Genomic DNA, 18,722 nt, shown 5'->3' with positions numbered 1-18,722 from the left:
GCGGCCTACGCCGCGCCCCGATGCTCCCAGGCCCTTCCCGGCCGGTGGGGCGAGAATGATCGGCGTCGACCTTCGGACCGACCGGACGTGGACTGGCTGCCCCCGCCTGGCCGTTGTCTACTGGCCGTGCCTCCCACCCTGCCCGTACACCGGTAACCGCGGCCGGTTCGCGCCGCCCCGCCGACCCCCGCCCGCTGGACCTGGCCGCCGCAACCTTCCGGTCGCTCGGCCAGCGGACGAAGGGACGAAACGAACAAAGCCGCTTCCCGTGGTAGGACTCAAAGACGGTACGGCGTACACCCCCGGCGCTGTCAACCCGCCCCGGCCTGTCGTGTGCTGCGCCACGGCGTGTCGCGTCGGCGCGTCTCGATCGGTGGACCGGTCAGGCGACCAAATGCCGCCGCAGCAACGCCGCCGCCGCACCCCGATGGTCGGCGGCGAGCAGACCCGCGGCGGCCAACACGTAGTCCACGTCCACCACCGGCCGGGCGGCACGCGGCAACGCCCACCCCCCGGCGTGGTCACCGAGCACCGCGTCGAGCACCGCCCCCGCATCACCCGGACCACCATGGCGCAGCACCCCACCGGAACCCACCAGCACCGTCACATCCCGCAGGTCCCGGCCCGCACGTTCCCCCGTCGCCGCACCCCGGGCGTGCCGCCGCACCGCCACCATCGCCGCCAACGCCGCGATCCGCCGATCGACGGCCCGCTCCACGTCACCCGCGGGCAAGAACCCCGGATCGGCGGACCGCACCGCCGCCGCCTCCGCCAGCGGCCCCTCCTCCCCCGCCCCCAGCAGCCGCTCCTGCGCGGCGGCCCGCACCACACCCGGCGCCGACCACCGCACCCCCAGATCCCCCTCCACGGTGCGGGCCCGCCACAACATCCCCGCCACCTCCCGCCCCGGCCCGCCGGCACGTTCGTCCGGCGTCAACACCGAGTACACGTCGGTGGTGGCGCCCCCCACGTCGACCACCGCCAGGTCCCCGCCCACGGTGTCGGCGAAGACCTCCACACCCGTGAGCACCGCGTCCGGGGTGGCCGCCCGAACCAGCCGCCCGAACCGCGCCCCCCGGGACAACCGCTTACCACCGATCACGTGCCGCAGGAACACCTCCCGGATCGCCGCCCGCGCCGACGCCGGCGCCAACACCCCGATCCGCGGCAGCACGTTGTCCGCCACCGTCACCGGCACCCCCGCCCCGGACAGCAACGCCACCAGGCCGGCGCGGGCGTCCACGTTGCCGGCCAACACCACCGGCACCCGCCACCGGGCCCGCGCCAACCGCGTCGCGTTGTGCGTCACCGTCTCCGCGTCCCCACCGTCGGTGCCGCCCACCAGCAACACCACGTCCGGGCGGGCCGCCCGCAACGCCGACACCTCCGCCGCACCCAACCGCCCGGCGGCCACATGCACCACGTCCGCCCCCGCCGACAAACCCACCCGCCGGCCCGCCTGCGCGGTCACCAACGGCTCGTAACCCACCACCGCCAGGCGCAACCCCCCACCGGCCGNCGCGCCGACCGCGTCGGCCAGGCCGTGCCACACGTCCGTGCCGACGGTCGTCGGCGCGGACGCCGCGCCCACCAGCCGACCACCGTCGAGGTCGACCACCGCCGCCTTCGTGTACGTCGACCCGACGTCGGCGCAGACCACCGTGCTCACGCCGGCCCGACTTCCGTTCGCGACTGCGAGGCTCGCAGGACCGGCTCGTTCCTCGCGCTCACGGTGCCGGCGGCACGACCACCGTGCCGGTCGCGGTGACCGCCACAACCGGCGGGTCGAGGACCTCGGCCGCCGAGTCACCCCGCTCCGGACGGCCCCGGCACACCACCACGCAACTCAACTCCACCGTCCGGCTACGCGTGCCCACCCGGCTCACCTGAGCCGTCACCTCCACCACGTCACCGGCCCGGATCGGCGCGGTGAACCGCACATCCGAATACCCCGCGAACAACCCCTCATCGCCGTCGGTGCGGATGCACACCTCCGTGGCCACGTCACCGAACAGGCCCAACGCGTACGCCCCGTCGACCAGGTTCCCCGCATAGTGGGCATGGGAGTACGGCACATACCGGCGGTGGGTGACCGTCAACCCGAGCCGAGGATCGCTCATGCGGCATTCGCCTTCCTGGACGTGATCAACGCATGCACCAGATAACTCGCCACCTCACCCGGGGTGGTACCCCGACCGAAGATCCGGTCCACCCCCAACTCGGTGGTCATCGTCTCGTCGAACCGCGGCCCACCCACGATCAGCAACGGCCGCCGCCCCGCCGGCATCGCCTCCCGGAACGCCGCCGACATCTCCCGCGTGTTGTGCAGATGCGCGTCACGCTGCGTCACCACCTGCGACACCAACACCGCGTCCGCCCGCTCCCGCCGCGCCGCCTCCACCAACTCCGGCACACTCACCTGCGCACCCAGGTTCGTCACCGTCAACTCCCGGTAGTACTCCAGGCCCTTCTCCCCCGCGATGCCCTTCACATTCAAGATCGCATCGATGCCCACCGTGTGCGCGTCCGTGCCGATGCACGCCCCCACCACCGACAGCTTGCGGCGCAACCGCCGCTTCACCACCGCGTTGACCTCCTTCGCCGACAACAACGGGAAGTCCCGCTCCACCACCTGCACCCTGTCCAGGTCCACCAGGTGATTCACCCGCCCGTACACCACGAAGAACGTGAACCCGTCACCGATCGGCTTGGCGTGCACCAACATCGCCGGATCCATGCCCATCCGGTTCGCCAACTGCACCGCCGCGCCCTCGGCCCGCTTGTCATGCGGCACCGGCAACGTGAACGACACCTGCACCATCCCGTCACCGGTGGTGTCCCCATACGGCCGCACAATCGTCTTCTCACTCATGCCGGGCCTATCGGGCATGGCCTCACGGCCCTCGCTGCGCTCGGTGCGTTCGCTCATGCCGGCTGCTCCAGGATCTCCGTCGCCGGGTTGTAGTAGCCGTCCTCGTGCCGCGCCACCCCGTCGCGGCCCTTCCCCCGGTCCGCCGGCCGCTTCATGATCCCGAACGTGCCCTCCGCGATCGCCGTCAACAACGACTGCTCACCGATGCGCTCCAGCAACTCCACCGCCTCACCCAACACCCGATGCGCCCGCCGCTGGATGAACCCACCCGACGCCGGCACGAAATCCTCATGCAACCCACCCGCCGCACCCAACACGTACCGCACGTTCTGCAACGCGATGTCCCGGTCCGACAACCACGGCGTCACCACCGCCTCCGTCATCATCCCCACCAGCAGGATCCCCTGCCCCGTCATCGCACCCACCAGGTTGAAGAACCCGTCCAACAGGTTGCCCCGGAACACGTCACCGGTCATGTGCTTCGTCGGCGGCATCCACTTCAACGGCGCGTCCGGGAACAACTCCCGCGCCAACAACGCGTGCGCCAACTCCAGCCGCAACGACTCCGGCACATCCGGGTTGATCTCGAACGCGTGCCCCAACCCCAACTGCCGGTCCGCCAACCCCGCCTCATGCGCGAAGAACTCGTTCAACAACTGCGACACCGTCACCGTGTGCGCCTCGTCCACCGCATCCGCCGTGGTCAGGTAGTTGTCCTCACCGGTGTTGATGACGATCCCCGCCCGCGCGTGCACCTGCCGCGAAAACCGCTGATCCACGAACGTCCGAACCGGATTGATGTCCCGGAACAGGATCCCGTACATCGAGTCGTTGAGCATCATGTCCAACCGCTCCAAGCCGGCCAGCGTCGCCATCTCCGGCATGCACAACCCCGACGCGTAGTTCGTCAACCGCACGTACCGGCCCAACTCCCGCGACGAGGCATCCAACGCCGCCCGCATCAACCGGAAGTTCTCCTGCGTCGCGTACGTGCCCGCGAACCCCTCCCGGGTCGCGCCCTCCGGCACGTAGTCCAACAACGACTGCCCCGTCGACCGGATCACCGCGATCACGTCCGCACCCGCCCGCGCCGCCGCCTGCGCCTGCGGAATGTCCTCGTAGATGTCCCCCGTCGCCACGATCAGATAGATCCACGGCCGCTGCTTCGGATCCCCGAACCGCTGCACCAGCCGATCCCGCTCCACACGCCGCCGGTCGATCCGCCGAATCCCCGCCGCCACCGCCCGACGCGACGCCCGCCGCGCCGCCGCCGCGCCCTTCGCCGACGGCAGCTCGAACCGCACCGACCCGGCCGCCGCCTTCTGCGCCAACAACGTCACATCCGCGACGCCCTCACGCGCCAACGCGTCGAACACCGGCACCGCCACCCCGTACCCCAACCCCACATCCGCCACCACCGCGTCCACCAGACGGTTCACCCACGGAATGCCATCCGGATCCGCCCCCGACACCCCGGCCAACCGCAACACCGCCCGCTCCACCGACACCGTCGTGTGGCTACGCGCCAGATCCACCACCGGCTGCCCGGCCCGACGCGCCAACTCCCGCGCCCGCGCCACCACCACCGCATCCAACCCCAGCTTCCCCGTCACCACACGCCTCCCCGTTCATGGATCACGTCACCGCGCAACACCGTCGCCCGACACACCGGCAACGGCGTCGGATCATCCGCCCCCCGCACCTCCGGATCCTCGGCCTGCAACACCGGCAGACCCCGCTCCACCCCCGCCGGGCACTCCCACACCGCGAACGTCGCCGGCGCACCCAACGCCAACACCCCCTCGTTGTCCAGATGCACCGCCCGCCACCCACCACGCGTGTGCGCCGCGAACGCCGCCCGCACACTCATCCGCTGCGACCGGTTGTGATGCGCCGCCGCCGCCCGCACCGACCCCCACGGATCCAACGGCGTCACCGGCGAATCCGACCCGAACGCCAACGTCACCCCCACCCCGTGCATCGCACCCATCGGATTCGACTCCAACGACCGCGACAACCCCAACCGCGACTCGTACATCCCACCCGCACCACCCCACAACCGATCGAACGCCGGCTGCATCGACGCCACGATCCCGAACTCCACGAACCCCGCGATCAACCGCTTACTCATGATCTCCGCGTGCTCCACCCGGTGCCGCGCCGCCCGCAACCGCTCCACCCCCACCGACCGCGCCGCCAGCGTGAACCCCTCCAACACCGTGCCGATCGCCGCGTCACCGATCGCGTGGAACCCGCCCTGCATCCCATGCGCCGCGCAATCCAACAGGTGATCGCGCACCTGCTCCGACGTCACGTAACCGTGCCCGCACGCCCCCGGCTCACCATCCAGGTACGCCTGCGACACATGCGCCGTCCGCGACCCCAACGCCCCGTCCGCGAACAGGTCACCCCCGGCGCCCACCGCACCCAACTCCCGCGCCCGCGCCGCACCCGCCAACTCACCCCAGTACCCGTACACCTCCGGCACCCCGGCCCCCGACACCGCCAACAGCCCCGTGAAGTCCTCCTCGTCGGAGATCCCCGGACCACCGCACTCGTGCACCGCCGCGATCCCCAACGACGCCGCATGCACCAACGCCCGCCGCTGCGCCGCCACCCGCTGCGCCCGCGACACCGACGCGAACGCCGCCGCCCGCACCACATGATGCGCGTCCCGCCGCAACCACCCCGACGGATCGAACCCCGCCGCCCCCACCGCATCCGGACACGCCGCCAGCAACGCCGCCGACACCAACGCCGAATGGATCGACGCCTGCGACAGATACACCCGGCGACCCCCCGCCGCCCGATCCAACGCCGCCGCGTCCGGCAACACCGGCTCCGCCCAGAACGACTCATCCCAACCGTGCCCCAGCACCACCGCGTCCGCCGGCAACCCCACCACGAACGCCGACACCGCATCCAACAACCCACCAGCCGACCGCACCGCCGACAGATCCAGGCCCGACAGCACCAGACCCGTGTCCGTCGCATGCACATGCGCATCCACGAACGCCGGCGTCACCAACGCCCCGCCCAACTCCACCACCCGGTCGGCCGCCGGCGCGTCCGCATCCACACCCAACCAGGCGATCCGCCCGTCCCGCACCAACAAGGCCGTCGCGCCCGGCTCAGCCGGACAGTGCAGCACTCCACCGCGATACAACGTCGAGGGGTTCATCATGGCCTCAGTCTGCCGCCAGCCGCGCCTCGAACAGACCACGCACCCCCGGCTCGGTACGCACCAACTCCAACGCCAACTCCGCGTGCCCCGGCACGTACCCGTTGCCCACCACCATCGTCACGTCCGCCGCCAGACCCTCCGCGCCCAACGCCGCCGCCGCGAAACTCGTCGCCATCGAGAAGAACACCACCGTGCCGCCGTCCGCCGTGGCCAGCACCGCACCGTGCTCACACCCCGGCACGTCCACGCACACCACCGTCACGTCCGCCGGAACCCCCAACGCCGTCGTCACCGCCGTCGACAACCCCACCGGATCCCGGGCGTCCGCCACCACCACCGCATCCGCCAACCCGGCCGCCGTCAGCGCGTCCCGCTCCGCCGCCACCGGCACCACCCCGACGGTACGACCCGCGCCCGCCCGCCGCGCCGCCACCAGCGACAACGAACCGCTCTTGCCCGCCCCGCCGATCACCGCCACCGACACCGGACGCCGACCACCCTCCCGGACCCGCCGCGCCACCTGCTCCGCCACCACCCGCGACGTCAACGCCGGCGCCCCGCACACGTCCAGCACCGCCAGGGACAACTCCGCCCGAAGGTCCGCCGGCAGCACCGCCGCGATCGACCGGGCGAACAGGATCGCGTACCCGTCACACGGCACCTGCTCGCTGCGCCCGTCCCACCGGGCCAACCCGTCGGAGATCGTCAACGGCGTCAACGTCAACGACACCAACGTCGCCACCCGGTCGCCCGGCCGCAGCCCCAGCGGCGAGCGGCGCCCCACCTCCTCCACCGTGCCGATCAGCATCCCGCCCGAACCGGTCACCGGGTTCTGCATCTTCCCCCGCGCCGAGACGATCTCCAGCACCTCGGCGCGAACCTTCTCCCCGTCCCCGCCGTGCTTCTCCGCCAACTGCCGGAAACTCGCCGCGTCCAGGTTCAGCCGCTCGACCCGGATCCGCACCTCGTTCGCCGCGATCCGCGGGTCGGCATCCAGACGCCAGGCCGCCTGCGGCAGCACCCCCGCCGGTTCCACGACTCGGTGCAGTCCCACCGGTGACGTCACGCCGACCCCCAATGCCCCAACCGCCCGAACCCCCGGTCAGGGCTCGCGTCACGGGAAAACTTCCGGCAGACTAATTTCTTCGCCGCAGATTTTCCAGTAGCCTTCCCAATCGTTGATCACGCAGACGAGGAGGGGCCGTGACCCAGACCCAACCGGTGGAGACGATCCCGACGCCCCGCTCCACGCCGGTCGCCCTCCCCACCGCCGGACAACCCTACGAATACCGGCGCGCCCCCCTGGTCGAACCCGACTGGACCCGCTTCCCCGGCTGGCGACACGTCACCCGCGAACAGTGGGAGAGCGCCCAGTGGCAACGGGTCAACTGCGTCAAGAACATCAAGCAGCTCCGCGCCGTCCTCGGCGACGGCGTCGACGAGACCTTCTACGCCGACCTGGAGGCCGACCAGAAGGCCCTCGNCCGGTCACCACCGAGGCGCTGCTCGCCGACCCGGTGCGCCGCTACATGATCCCGGTCGCCTCCGACCGCCGCGCCGACTGGCCCTCACACCCCTACGCCAGCCGCGACAGCCTCCACGAACACGACATGTGGGTCGCCGAGGGCCTCACCCACCGCTATCCCACCAAGGTCCTCGCCGAGCTGCTCTCCACCTGCCCCCAGTACTGCGGCCACTGCACCCGCATGGACCTCGTCGGCAACTCCACCCCCGCCGTCGACAAGCTCAAGCTCACCCTCAAGCCCGTCGACCGCTACGACACCCACATCACCTACCTGAAGGCCCACCCCGGCGTACGCGACGTGGTCGTCTCCGGCGGCGACGTCGCCAACGTCCCCTGGCGCAACCTGGAGACGTACCTGATGCGGCTGCTCGAGATCGAGACCATCCGCGACATCCGGCTCGCCACCAAGGCCCTCATGGGACTGCCCCAGCACTGGCTGCAGCCCGACGTCGTCGAGGGCCTCGAACGCGTCGCCCGCACCGCCGCCCGCCGCGGCGTCAACCTGGCCATCCACACCCACGTCAACCACGCGCAGTCGTTGACCCCGCTGGTCGCCAGGGCCGCCCAGACCGCCCTCGACGTCGGCGTACGCGACGTCCGCAACCAGGGTGTGCTCATGCGCGGCGTCAACGCCACCAGCGCCGACCTGCTCGACCTCTGCTTCGCCCTCCAGGGCGAAGCCGGCATCCTGCCGTACTACTTCTACATGTGCGACATGATCCCCAACGCCGAGCACTGGCGCGTCCCGGTGTGGCACGCCCAGCAGCTCCAGCACGACATCATGGGCTACCTGCCCGGCTACGCCACCCCGCGCATCGTCTGCGACGTCCCGTTCGTCGGCAAGCGCTGGGTGCACATGCTCACCGACTACGACCGGGAGCGTGGCATCTCCTACTGGACCAAGAACTACCGCACCTCGATCGAGTCCGCCGACCTGGCCGCACTCGACAAGCGGTACGCCTACTACGACCCGATCGACACCCTGCCCGAAGCCGGTCAGGACTGGTGGCACACCCACCGCGACGACTGACCCGCTCGGGCACACGACGGCGGGCCACCGGAACTCTGGTGGCCCGCCCTTCGCGTGGTCACTTCTCGACGGCGTCCTTGACGTCGCGACCGGCCTGCTTGACGTTCTGACCGGCCTGGCGGGTACGCGCCGCGCTCTGCTCGTTGGCGCCCTCGGCCCGCAACCGCTCGTTGTCGGTGACGTCGCCGATGCGCTCCTTGGCCATGCCGCTCATCTCCTGGGCCTTGCTCTTCGCCTTGTCGGTGAAGCTCATGTCGCCCTCCTCGTCAGGCTGCCCGTTGCCCCTGTCGCGTCCCCGGTGTGGGCGTCGGCAAACCGGGGTGTGCGGCCGCACGTCCGCTAGGGCATCCTAGGACAATAGGTCAGGAGCGGACCGGCGGGCACCGTGGTTGACTGGGCGGGTGCCGTGGTTGACTGGGCGGGTGAACGAGATCCTGCTGATCCGGCACGGCGAGACCACCTGGAGCGCCAGCCACCGGCACACCTCGTACACCGACCTGGAGCTGACCCCCGACGGGGAGCGACAGGCCCGCGCGCTCGCTCCCCTACTCGCCGGCCGACGCTTCGTCCGGGTCCTGTCCAGCCCCCGGCAACGCGCCACCCGCACCGCCCACCTGGCCGGGCTCACCGTCGACGCCACCGACCCCGACCTCGCCGAATGGCACTACGGCGAGTACGAGGGACGCACCACCGCGGCCATCCACGAGGAACGCCCCGACTGGAGCGTCTGGACCGACGGCGGACCCGGCGGCGAGTCGCCCGAGCAGGTGGGCGCCCGCCTCGACCGGGTGCTCGACCGGGTCGCCCCGCTGCTGGAGCGGGGCACCGTCGCCCTGGTCGGCCACGGGCACAGCCTCCGGGTGCTCGGGGCCCGGTGGATCGGGCTGCCACCCTCGGCCGGCGCGCTGCTACGGCTGGACACCGCCACGCTCAGCGTGCTCGGTCACGAGCACGGCCGGCGCGTCATCCAGCGGTGGAACCTGCCGGGTCGGCCGCCGACCGGGACCGGCCCCGACCCGACACCTCGGCACTGACCCTCGGCACCCGGTGCTCGTAGGGCGTGGAGAGCACCACGGTCGTGCGGGTGGTGACGTTGGCGGCGGTGCGGATCTCCTGCAACAACCGCTCCAGGTCGGCCGGGCCGGCGACGCGCACGAGCAGGAGATAGAAATCCTCCCCCGCCACCGAGTAGCAGGAGTCGATCTCCGGCAGGTGGGCCAACCGCTCCGGCGCGTCGTCGGGCTGCGACGGGTCGAACGGCCGGATCGCCACGAACGCGGTCAACGGCAGGCCCAGCGCCTCGAACGAGACCCGCGCGGCGTACCCCTTGAGCACGCCCCGCTGCTCCAGCCGCCGGACCCGCTGGTGCACGGCGGACACCGACAGGCCCACCCGCTCGGCCAGGTCCGTGTACGACAGCCGACCGTCCCCGGTCAGGGCGGCGACGATGGCGCGGTCGATCTCCTCCACGCGGTGCAACCTACCCGCAAAAGCGCTCCCCCGCCGCACCCGCCCCGCCGTCGTGACGCGCGCGGGGGTCAGCCCCGGGCGAGGGCGCGGGAGATGACCAGCCGCTGGATCTGGTTGGTGCCCTCGACGATCTGGAGCACCTTGGCCTCCCGCATGTACCGCTCGACCGGGTGGTCGGTGACGTAGCCGGCGCCGCCGAGCACCTGCACCGCGTCGGTGGTCACCCGCATCGCCGTGTCGGTCGCGAACAGCTTCGCCTTCGCCGCCTCGATCGAGTACGGGCGGTCGGCGTCCCGCAGCCGCGCGGCGGCCAGCGTGAGCGCCCGGGCGGCGGAGATCCGGGTGGCGTTCTCGGCGAGGTCGAAGCCGAGTCCCTGGAAGTCGATGATCGCCTGGCCGAACTGGCGGCGCTGCCGGGCGTAGTCGACCGCGTAGTCGAGCGCGGCCTGGGCCAGGCCGACCGCGCAGGCGGCGATGCCGAGGCGACCGGAGTCCAGCGCGGACATGGCGATGGTGAAGCCGGCGCCCTCGCCGCCGATCAGCCGCTCCGCCGGCACCCGGGCGTCGTCGAAGGCGATCTGCGCCACCGGCGAGGAGTGCAGGCCCATGGTGCGCTCGGCGGCCTGGGGTGCGATGCCGGGCGTGGCGCGGTCGGCCAGCAGGCAGGAGATGCCCTTCGGGCCGGGCCCGCCGGTGCGGCAGAAGATGTTGTAGAAGTCCGCGACCTGGGCGTGGGTGATCCACGCCTTCGTGCCGGTCACCACGTACGCGTCGCCGTCGCGCACGGCGCGCGTGGTCAGCGCCGCCGCGTCCGACCCGCCCTGCGGCTCGGAGAGGCAGTACGCCCCGAGCAGTTCCCCGCCGATCATGTCGGGCAGCAGCTTGCGCTGCTCGTCGGTGCCGAAGCGGGCCAGCGGGTGGCAGGACAGCGTGTGCACGCTGACCGCCTCGGCCACCGCCAGCCACCGGCCGGCCAGGATCTCCAGCACCTGCAGGTAGACCTCGTAGGGCTGGCCGGCGCCGCCGTGCTCCTCGGCGTAGGGCAGGCCGAGGAGTCCGGCGCGGCCCAGCGTCCGCAGCACGTCACGGGGGAACTCGGCGCGTTGTTCGAAAGCGGCGGCCCTGGGGGCCAGCTCCCGGTCGGCGAGCTCGGTGGCGAGGTCCAGCAGGTCGTGGGCCTCGTCGGTGGGCAGGATCCGGTCGACGTCCATAGCGCGATGAGCTCCGTGAAGGGTGGTGGTGAGCCGTCGTCCGCCGTCGTGGCGCGGACACCACCAAGCTTAACGGTCGTTTGGGTGAGCGTGGGAGCGCGCGGAGATGTCGTACCGGTGGTCCATGATCCTTGTCGTCACAGCGGCACGGATCACGGGCCGGCGACGGCGTTCCGGCGTGCCCGGACCCCGCCGCCGGCGGGGAGGTCGGGAACATGACGGAAGCCACGGACGCCTCGTGGCGACGGCGGAGCGTGCTGCGCGTGGCACCTCCCGCGCGGGCCCGCAAGCTGGCCAAGGTGCCCTTCGTGGAGCTGGCCGACGGGCGGCTGCAGGGGGTGGTGTCCAGCGGGTCCGACGTGGAGCGGGTGTACGTCTCCTCGGTGACCGCCGGCAGCCACGCGGTCAACTGCAGCACCAACAACAACCGGCCCTGCGGCGGCCTGCGCGGCACCCTGCTCTGCAAGCACCTGTACGCCCTCGCCGACGAGGCCGTGCTGCAGTACGGCGTCGAGCAGGTCGCCCGCTACCTGCGCATCGACGGCGACGGCGCCGACCGCGGCACCGACCTGCTGGCCCGCACCGAGGCGCGACACGAACCCGCCCCCGCGGCGATGGTGTTCAGCCGCTTCCTGCGCCACCTGGCCTACCTCGAGGTCCCCGCCAGCACCACGCCGGTGCCCGAGCTGCACTGGTTCCCGGCCACGGCGGGGGTGCGCTGATGCTCGCCGCCCAGGCCACCCAGCTCGACGACGCGCCGATCCCGGGGTTCGCCGAGACGCTCGCCGTCGTCGACGGCGTCGACGACTCACTCGTGAACGGACTGGCCCGGGTCGGCGAGGCCGACGCCGCGGCCTGGGCCGCGCTGGCCGACGCCGTCGGCGGCACGCCCCTGTCCGACCGGGCCGCCGACGCGGTCCGCGCCGCGACGACCGGCACGCTCACGCAGGAGCACCTGGCGGTGCTCGCCGGCGCCCGCGCGGCCCTGCTCGGCGCGGCTCACGACGCGTTGCTCGACCGGGTCGACACCGCGCTCGGGCGATCCCGCACCCCGTGGGCGACCACGCCCGCGTCGCCGTCCGACCCCTCCGCCGCGCCGGCCGGAGCGCGCGCCTGGCTGCACGAGGTGGCGCTCGCCGGCTGGCGCGGCGCCGACCACGAGCTGGTCTCCGGCGCCGCCGCGCCGGTGGAGGCCGCGCTCGCCGCGCCGGCCCTGCGCCGCCTTGCCGTGCTGCTCGACGGTCTCGCCGCCGAGCTGCGCGCCGCCCTGCCGGTGGCCGCGCTGCCTCAGGTCCCGGCCCGCCGGTGGGCCGACCTGTGGGCCCGGGCCGTCCTGCTCGCCGCCGGCGCCGCCACCGAGACCGCGCCCCCGCAGCCGGTGTCCGGGCGGTTGCTGCCGCTCGGCGTCGACGTGCACGAGCACGACACCGCGTTCCAGGTCCAACTGCACGCCCTGCTCGAACCGGCCGGCGGCGGCACCGCCCGACTGGTCCGGGTCACCGTGACGACGGCGAAGGTCGCCACCATCGTCGGCCCGGCCGGCTGGCGGCTGCTGGAGGCGTACCCGGTGCTGCTCAAGGCCCTGGCCGAACGACGGGCGGTGACCGTCACCGACCTGCCCGCGCACGGCGGCGACCTGCACTGGGTCGACGAGCGGGCCGCGCTCGACGAGCCGGCCGACCCGTTCGCCACCGCCCGGGTGCTGCTCGCCGGCGCCACCGCCGCCGCGACCCCGCCGCTGCTGCGCCACCCCGCCGCGATCGCCGAACCGGTCCTCGTCGAGGGCCGCACGATCCGCGACGACGACGGCGCCCTCGTGTTCGACCTCGGCAGCCGGGCGATCCCGCTGGCGGTCGACCGGCTGCCCGCGGCCGGGCCGCTCACCCCGGCGTTGCTCGCCTCCGCCACCGCCTGCGTCGGCCTGCTCCGCTGGGACGACGGCCGGTGGCTGCTGCAACCCCTCGCGGTCCGGGCCACCGTCAAGAAACAGCCCGTCGAGGCGCACAACGGCGACTGGGCGTGCGGCGTCACCGACGCCAAGGTCGCCAAGGCCGAGGCGAAGGCCGGCGACGCCGTGGCCGTGCTGCGCGAACGCGCGGGAAGGCTGCTGCGCCGATGACCGACGACCACACCCACGCCAACCGCCGCCAGGTGCTCTACTGGCGTCTGCTCGCCCGCCTGTTCCACCCCGACGAGCAGCCCGCGCTGGAGTCCGCCAGCGTCGCCGTCGTCGACGACCTCGGCCTGCCCGCCGCGCTGCTCGACCCGGCCGTCTCGGTGGACAACGTGGTCCAGCGCTTCCCGGCGCTCGCCGACGAGCTGCGCGGCCTGCTCACCGCCGACGACGACACCCCGGCCACCGCCGGGCCGTTCCACCCGGCCGAGGCCGAGGTACGCCGTGCCGCGCTGGCGTCCAAGCTGCTGCTCAACATCTTCGCCACCGGCGCCGGCGAGGTCAGCGCCGGGCAGCTCGCCCGCTGGCAGGCCGATGCCGGCTGGCTGGAGCAGGCGTGCGGCGTCGCCCCCGGCGAACTGCGCCGCGACGGCACCGGCCTGGGCGGCACGCTCGCCGGCATCGAGGGCGACCTGGTCCGCCGGATGCGCCTGCGGGAGGTGCTCGCCGACCCGGCGCTGGCCGCCCGGCTCACCCCGAGCATGTCCCTGATCGAGCAGCTCCTGCGGGACAAGTCGAATCTGTCCGGGGTGGCGCTGGCCAACGCCAAGTCGCTGATCCGCCGCTACGTCGAGCAGGTCGCCGAGGTGCTGCGCACCCAGGTCGCGCAGGCCACCGTCGGCGCCGTCGACCGCTCGGTGCCGCCCAAGCGGGTCTACCGCAACCTCGACCTCGACCGCACCATCTGGCAGAACCTGACCAACTGGAGCCCGGACGACGAACGCCTCTACGTCGACCGGCTCTACTACCGGCAGACCGCCCGCCGGACCACCCCGTCCCGGCTGATCGTGGTGGTCGACCAGTCCGGATCCATGGTCGACTCGATGGTCAACTGCACCATCCTCGCGTCCATCTTCGCCGGGCTGCCCAAGGTCGACGTGCACCTGATCGCGTACGACACCCGGGCGCTCGACCTCACCCCGTGGGTGCACGACCCGTTCGAGGTGCTGCTGCGCACCAACCTCGGCGGCGGCAACGACGGCCCGGTCGCGATGGCCCTGGCCCGCCCCAAGATCGTCGAGCCGCGCAACACCGTCATGGTCTGGATCTCCGACTTCTACGAGTTCGACCGCTCACAGCCGCTGTTCGACGGCATCGAGGCCGTGCACCGCTCCGGGGTGAAGTTCATCCCGGTCGGTTCCGTCAACAGCTCCGGCAGCCAGAGCGTCAACCCCTGGTTCCGGCAGCGCTTGAAGGACCTCGGCACCCCCGTCATCTCCGGCCACATCCGCAAGCTCGTCACCGAGCTGAAGAACTTCCTCACCTAGGAGAAACCCCTCATGTCCGACATGCTCCGCGCCCCCGCCGAGGTCAAGTACGCCGACGAGCTGGCCTGGCTCGAATCGGTCGACACCGGGCCCAAGCCGTTCTCCTGGCGGCTCAGCCCCCGCATGGTCCGGCTGTTCGTGCTCGGCTCCGAACGCGCCGACGGCCTCGACCGGGAGATCCCGCAGAAGTGGTTCGGCGACCGCAGCTTCGTCGAACGCAGCATCGTCACCCTCGCCTCCGACCGGGGCCTACTGCTCATCGGCGACCCCGGCACCGGCAAGAGCTGGCTCGCCGAGCTGCTCTCCGCCGCGATCTGCCGCAACTCCACCCTCGTCGTGCAGGGCACCGCCGGCACCACCGAGGACCACATCAAATACTCCTGGAACGTCTCCATGGTCATCGCCCGCGGCCAGTCCCGCGAGTCGATGATCCCCTCCCCGATCATGACCGCGATGGAACAGGGCGTCATCGGCCGGTTCGAGGAGCTGACCCGCTCCACCAGCGACGTGCAGGACGCGCTCATCTCGATCCTGTCCGAGAAGTACGTCTCCATCCCCGAGCTGAACGACGACAACATCGTCTTCGCCAAACCCGGCTTCTCGATCATCGCCACCGCCAACAGCCGCGACCGCGGCGTCAACGACCTCTCCTCCGCGCTCAAGCGACGGTTCAACTTCGTCCGCATCCCGGTGGTCACCAACAAGCGCAGCGAGGCCGAGATCGTCCGCTTCCGCACCGAGGAGCTGCTGCGCCGGCACCGCATCGAGCTGGACGTGCCCCCCACCCTGCTCGACATCCTGCTGCAGAGCTTCGCCGACCTGCGCGCCGCCGCCTCCGCCGCCACCAGCGACGACGAGAAGCTGGAGTCGGCGCTGTCCACCGCCGAGCAGATCGGCGTGCTGGAGGACGCCATCCTGCACAGCCAGTTCTTCGGCGACCGCGTCCTGCGCGCCCAGACCCTCGCCGGATCGCTGATGGGCTCCCTCGCCCGACGCAGCCCGGAAGACCTGGCCATCCTCAACAAATACCTGCACGGCGTCGTCGAGCCCCGCGCCAAGGCCGACGGCGGCGACTGGGACGGCTTCCTCGACGGCGGCCGCCAGGCGATCGCGTCCCTGTCGTGACCGCGCCCGCACCCACCGGCCTCTTCGGCGCGCTGCGCGAACAGCTCACCGACGCCGCCGCCGCGTTCGCCGACTCCCCCGACGCGCTCGCCGGCATCCTCGCCGGCATGGTCGACGACGTCGACCGGGCGCTGCGCGAACGACTGGAGATCTTCCCGGTCTGCCACCACTCCCCCGCCTCCGCCCTGGCGATGGCCCGACGGCTGCGCACCCGCCCACCCAAGGTCATCTACCTGGAACTCTGCGAGGACCTGCGGCCCCTCCTCGACGAGCTGCGCAACTGCCGCCTGCCGGTGGCGGTGCAGGCGTTCGCCACCGAACTCGACGGCTTCCCCGCCGAGTGGAGCCCGCTGAGCGTCATCGCCCCGATCACCGAGGCCTCCGCCGAATACCAGGCCATCGCGTACGCCCTGGACACCCCGGGCGTCGAGCTGGTGCTGGTCGACCGCTCCACCGACCACGTCTTCCAGTGGACCCCACGCCACGACGAGCCGGCCGGCGAGGCGCCCGCGGCCACCGACGAGGACGCGGCGCTGCACGGCGACGCGGTCGGCGTCGAGATCGGCGACCTGCGCCCCCGATTCGCCGAACTGGAGGCCTACCTGCTGCACCACGGCAAGGTCCGGCACTGGTCGGAGTGGTGGGACCAGTACGTCGAACGCCCCCTCGCCGACGCCGACCACGACACCTACCGCCAGGTCATGGTGCTCATCGGCAGCCTGTTCCGGCGACTGCGCCCCAGCCGCTCCGACCGCGACGACCGCGACTGTGACCGCGAACGTCACATGTGGACCCGGATGCGCCAGCACCTCGCCGCCACCGGCACGGACCCGGCCGACTGCCTCTACGTCTGCGGCGCCTACCACGCCGCCAGCCACGTCGAGCAGTTCGGCCTCGACTCCACCGCACCGGACTTCGCAATCAGCCCCCGCACCGGCACCCGCTGGCGCTACGGCCTCATCCCGTCCAGCCACTCCGCCATCGAGGCGCAGTTCGGCCTCGCCCCCGGCACCGTCTCCATCGCCGCCGCCAACTGGACGGCCGCCCTCGGCCGCACCCGGCTCACCCCGTACCGGCTGGCCGGGCAGGCCGGCGGCAAGAAGGGCCGGCGCAGCCGCGCCACCGCGTCGACCGCGCCGCCGGACACCACCACCGACCGGCTCACCGGGTTCCTCGCCGCGCCACCCGCGCTCGACGAACTGGACGAGGCGGAGCTGCGCGGCTGGTGCGTCGACATCGTCCGGCTCGCCCGCCGCAACGGCTACCTGGCCAGCACCGCCGACGCCATCGCCGTGTTCGAGACCTCGATCCTGCTGGCCAACCTCCGCAACCGGGCCCGACCCACCCCGTACGACTTCGCCGACGCCGCCGTCACCTGCATCGAGAAGGACGTGGTGCCCGGCCGCCGTGACGTCCGCCGGCTCTGCGAGATCCTGCTCGGCGGCGACCGGATCGGCCAGGTCGGATACGACTCCCTGCCGCCACTGGCCCGCGACGTCCTCGACCGGCTCCACCCACTCGGCCTCGACCTGGAACGACGCACCGTGCAACGGGCCCTGCTCGACCTGAGCGCCGACCCGGCGCTGGCACCCTGCTCCGACCTGCTCTGGATGCTGCGACACCTGCTCCCCGCCGACGCGGTCCGCCCGATCATGGGCGAGCGCCGCCTCGGCCACCGCTCCACCCAGGAGAGCTGGGACCTCGCCCTCGGCCGCAACCAACGCGCCCTGATCGAGCTGGGCTACGAGGGCGTCACCGTCGAGCAGGTGCTGGAGCAGCGGCTGCGCCGCGCCGTCCGCGGCCCGGACGCCACCGCCGCCGGCGCGCTCGCCGCCGTCGAGGACGCCATCCGCCTGCTGAACAGCCCACGCCTGGTCGACGAACTCGGCGCCCGGGCGGTCGAGCTGCTCGCCGCCGAACGCACCGTCGACGACGCGCCGGAGGTGCTGCACCGCATCCGCCGGCTGCTCGCCCACCACCGCACCACCGCACCGACGCTGCCGGCCTGGTGCCAGGCGTTCGTCACCACCGGGTACGCCCACTACTGCACGCTGCTGCCCACCGCGTTCGTGGACGAGGAGACCGGCGTTCGCCAGGTCGGCGCGATGCTCGGCTTCCTGTTCGGCATGGAGAGCCTCGCGCTGTCGCTGGGCTGCGACCGGTCCCAGCTCGAACTGGCCCTCGCCCAGTCCCATCCCGAGGCGCCGGCGAAACTGGCCCTGCTCTGGGCCGCCCGCCACCAACTCGGCCTGCTGCCCCTGGCCCGGCTCCGCGAACGCTGCGCCGAACTGCTGGCCAACCCGCTGGTGGTGCCGGCGTTCCCGCAGTACCTGTCCGGCTTCGTGCACGCCCTCGACCCGGTGCCCGGGCTGGCCCCGTTCGTGGTCGAGACCATGTCGGCCGCGTTCGCCGGGCTGCCCGACCCGGTGCTGCTGCCCTGGCTGCCCACCCTGATCACCACGCTGCGTGCACACGGCCCGGAACTGGTGCCGCTGCTGGTCCGGGAGGCCGAGCGCACCTTCCCCGCCACGCTGCCGGCACTGGACGGCTGGACACCACCGTGGGTCGCCGGCCCCACCGCGTCGCCGGCGCCGGCGGTCCAGGCGGGACCGGTGCACGCCCTGCTGACCGCCCACCCGGAGGCTCTCGATGCGGTGGCCGCGCTGCTCGGCTGCGACGCCCCGTGGCGGTCCCCCGCCGACGGGGGCACGCCGCCGGGCGGTGCCGCCTCGGCGCTGCTCACCGCCCATCCGACGTCCGCCCACGCGGTGGCGGCGCTGCTGTCGACGACCTGACNGGGCCGGACCCGGCGGGGCAGGGGCGGCGGGGAGCGGGGTACCGTCGCGCCGGTCGGCCACGGGCAG

15 protein-coding genes and 1 pseudogene are annotated in these 18,722 nt (G+C 72.6%); 7 read left to right on the top strand and 9 right to left on the bottom strand.

Features of this window, described 5'->3' with window-relative positions:
• Positions 1-382: 382 nt before the first annotated feature.
• From B1205_RS01770 to B1205_RS01745, 6 genes are read right to left on the bottom strand one after another with little or no spacing between them, the layout of a single operon-like run.
• Positions 383-1,669, bottom strand: a complete 1,287-nt coding sequence (locus B1205_RS01770; RefSeq protein WP_089154014.1) for a glutamate mutase L — start codon at positions 1,667-1,669, stop codon at positions 383-385.
• 58 nt (positions 1,670-1,727) lie between these two features.
• Positions 1,728-2,120, bottom strand: a complete 393-nt coding sequence (locus B1205_RS01765) for a hotdog domain-containing protein (RefSeq protein WP_089154013.1) — start codon at positions 2,118-2,120, stop codon at positions 1,728-1,730.
• Complete coding sequence (locus B1205_RS01760; RefSeq protein WP_089154351.1) at positions 2,117-2,872, bottom strand: OAM dimerization domain-containing protein; 756 nt, start codon at positions 2,870-2,872, stop codon at positions 2,117-2,119. The genes B1205_RS01765 and B1205_RS01760 overlap by 4 nt, the downstream gene beginning before the upstream one ends.
• A gap of 53 nt (positions 2,873-2,925) precedes the next feature.
• Positions 2,926-4,485, bottom strand: coding sequence for a lysine 5,6-aminomutase subunit alpha TIM-barrel domain-containing protein (locus tag B1205_RS01755; protein WP_089154350.1), 1,560 nt, complete (start codon positions 4,483-4,485; stop codon positions 2,926-2,928).
• A complete protein-coding gene (locus tag B1205_RS01750; RefSeq protein WP_089154349.1) occupies positions 4,482-6,056 on the bottom strand; it encodes an amidohydrolase in 1,575 nt (524 codons plus the stop codon). The genes B1205_RS01755 and B1205_RS01750 overlap by 4 nt, the downstream gene beginning before the upstream one ends.
• Before the next feature lie 4 nt (positions 6,057-6,060).
• Positions 6,061-7,110: a zinc-binding alcohol dehydrogenase gene (locus tag B1205_RS01745; RefSeq protein ID WP_176308394.1), complete on the bottom strand. Its 1,050-nt coding sequence runs from the start codon at positions 7,108-7,110 to the stop codon at positions 6,061-6,063.
• 149 nt (positions 7,111-7,259) lie between these two features.
• Here B1205_RS01745 and B1205_RS01740 point away from each other — a divergent pair.
• Positions 7,260-8,611: pseudogene (locus B1205_RS01740) on the top strand (KamA family radical SAM protein).
• A 58-nt stretch (positions 8,612-8,669) separates the two neighbouring features.
• Here B1205_RS01740 and B1205_RS01735 read toward each other — a convergent pair.
• The gene (locus tag B1205_RS01735) at positions 8,670-8,864 is read right to left on the bottom strand and encodes a CsbD family protein (RefSeq protein WP_089154011.1); all 195 of its coding nucleotides are present in this window, start codon (positions 8,862-8,864) and stop codon (positions 8,670-8,672) included.
• Between the two features lie 169 nt (positions 8,865-9,033).
• On the opposite strand from B1205_RS01735, the gene B1205_RS01730 reads away from it, so the two are divergent.
• On the top strand, positions 9,034-9,645 hold the full coding sequence (locus B1205_RS01730) for a histidine phosphatase family protein (RefSeq protein WP_089154010.1): 612 nt from the start codon (positions 9,034-9,036) through the stop codon (positions 9,643-9,645).
• On the opposite strand, the gene B1205_RS01725 is transcribed toward B1205_RS01730, so the two are convergent.
• The gene (locus tag B1205_RS01725; RefSeq protein WP_089154009.1) at positions 9,575-10,081 is read right to left on the bottom strand and encodes an Lrp/AsnC family transcriptional regulator; all 507 of its coding nucleotides are present in this window, start codon (positions 10,079-10,081) and stop codon (positions 9,575-9,577) included. The genes B1205_RS01730 and B1205_RS01725 overlap by 71 nt on opposite strands.
• A 68-nt stretch (positions 10,082-10,149) precedes the next feature.
• Entirely contained in the window at positions 10,150-11,292 is a 1,143-nt protein-coding gene (locus tag B1205_RS01720) for an acyl-CoA dehydrogenase family protein (RefSeq protein WP_089154008.1), read from the bottom strand.
• Between the two features lie 254 nt (positions 11,293-11,546).
• Here B1205_RS01720 and B1205_RS01715 point away from each other — a divergent pair, with 254 nt between their 5' ends.
• The 5 genes from B1205_RS01715 to B1205_RS01695 are packed head-to-tail and all read left to right on the top strand — an operon-like array spanning position 11,547 to position 18,653.
• The gene (locus B1205_RS01715; protein WP_176308410.1) at positions 11,547-12,014 is read left to right on the top strand and encodes a hypothetical protein; all 468 of its coding nucleotides are present in this window, start codon (positions 11,547-11,549) and stop codon (positions 12,012-12,014) included.
• Positions 12,014-13,411, top strand: coding sequence for a hypothetical protein (locus B1205_RS01710; RefSeq protein WP_089154006.1), 1,398 nt, complete (start codon positions 12,014-12,016; stop codon positions 13,409-13,411). Before B1205_RS01715 ends, B1205_RS01710 begins: the two co-directional genes overlap by 1 nt.
• Entirely contained in the window at positions 13,408-14,733 is a 1,326-nt protein-coding gene (locus B1205_RS01705; RefSeq protein WP_089154005.1) for a vWA domain-containing protein, read from the top strand. Before B1205_RS01710 ends, B1205_RS01705 begins: the two co-directional genes overlap by 4 nt.
• Positions 14,734-14,745: 12 nt before the next feature.
• Positions 14,746-15,858 carry an ATP-binding protein gene (locus tag B1205_RS01700; RefSeq protein ID WP_089154004.1) on the top strand — a complete coding sequence of 371 codons (1,113 nt, stop codon included), beginning with the start codon at positions 14,746-14,748 and terminating at the stop codon, positions 15,856-15,858.
• Positions 15,855-18,653: a DUF5682 family protein gene (locus B1205_RS01695; protein WP_089154003.1), complete on the top strand. Its 2,799-nt coding sequence runs from the start codon at positions 15,855-15,857 to the stop codon at positions 18,651-18,653. Before B1205_RS01700 ends, B1205_RS01695 begins: the two co-directional genes overlap by 4 nt.
• The last annotated feature ends 69 nt before the right edge of the window (positions 18,654-18,722 follow it).

Source organism: Micromonospora sp. NBS 11-29 (assembly GCF_002140155.1).
In the GTDB taxonomy this organism is placed as follows: domain Bacteria; phylum Actinomycetota; class Actinomycetes; order Mycobacteriales; family Micromonosporaceae; genus Micromonospora.
Note: the sequence above shows the minus strand (reverse complement) of the source record. Positions and strands in the feature narration are given on the sequence as shown.

Excerpts from the sequence above, each read along its gene's own strand:
- B1205_RS01720 (WP_089154008.1), bottom strand. The coding sequence starts at position 11,292 with ATGGACGTCGACCGGATCCTGCCCACCGACGAGGCCCACGACCTGCTG.
- B1205_RS01700 (WP_089154004.1), top strand. The coding sequence starts at position 14,746 with ATGTCCGACATGCTCCGCGCCCCCGCCGAGGTCAAGTACGCCGACGAG.
- B1205_RS01760 (WP_089154351.1), bottom strand. The coding sequence starts at position 2,872 with ATGAGTGAGAAGACGATTGTGCGGCCGTATGGGGACACCACCGGTGAC.
- B1205_RS01705 (WP_089154005.1), top strand. The coding sequence starts at position 13,408 with ATGACCGACGACCACACCCACGCCAACCGCCGCCAGGTGCTCTACTGG.
- B1205_RS01765 (WP_089154013.1), bottom strand. The coding sequence starts at position 2,120 with ATGAGCGATCCTCGGCTCGGGTTGACGGTCACCCACCGCCGGTATGTG.
- B1205_RS01750 (WP_089154349.1), bottom strand. The coding sequence starts at position 6,056 with ATGATGAACCCCTCGACGTTGTATCGCGGTGGAGTGCTGCACTGTCCG.
- B1205_RS01735 (WP_089154011.1), bottom strand. The coding sequence starts at position 8,864 with ATGAGCTTCACCGACAAGGCGAAGAGCAAGGCCCAGGAGATGAGCGGC.
- B1205_RS01710 (WP_089154006.1), top strand. The coding sequence starts at position 12,014 with ATGCTCGCCGCCCAGGCCACCCAGCTCGACGACGCGCCGATCCCGGGG.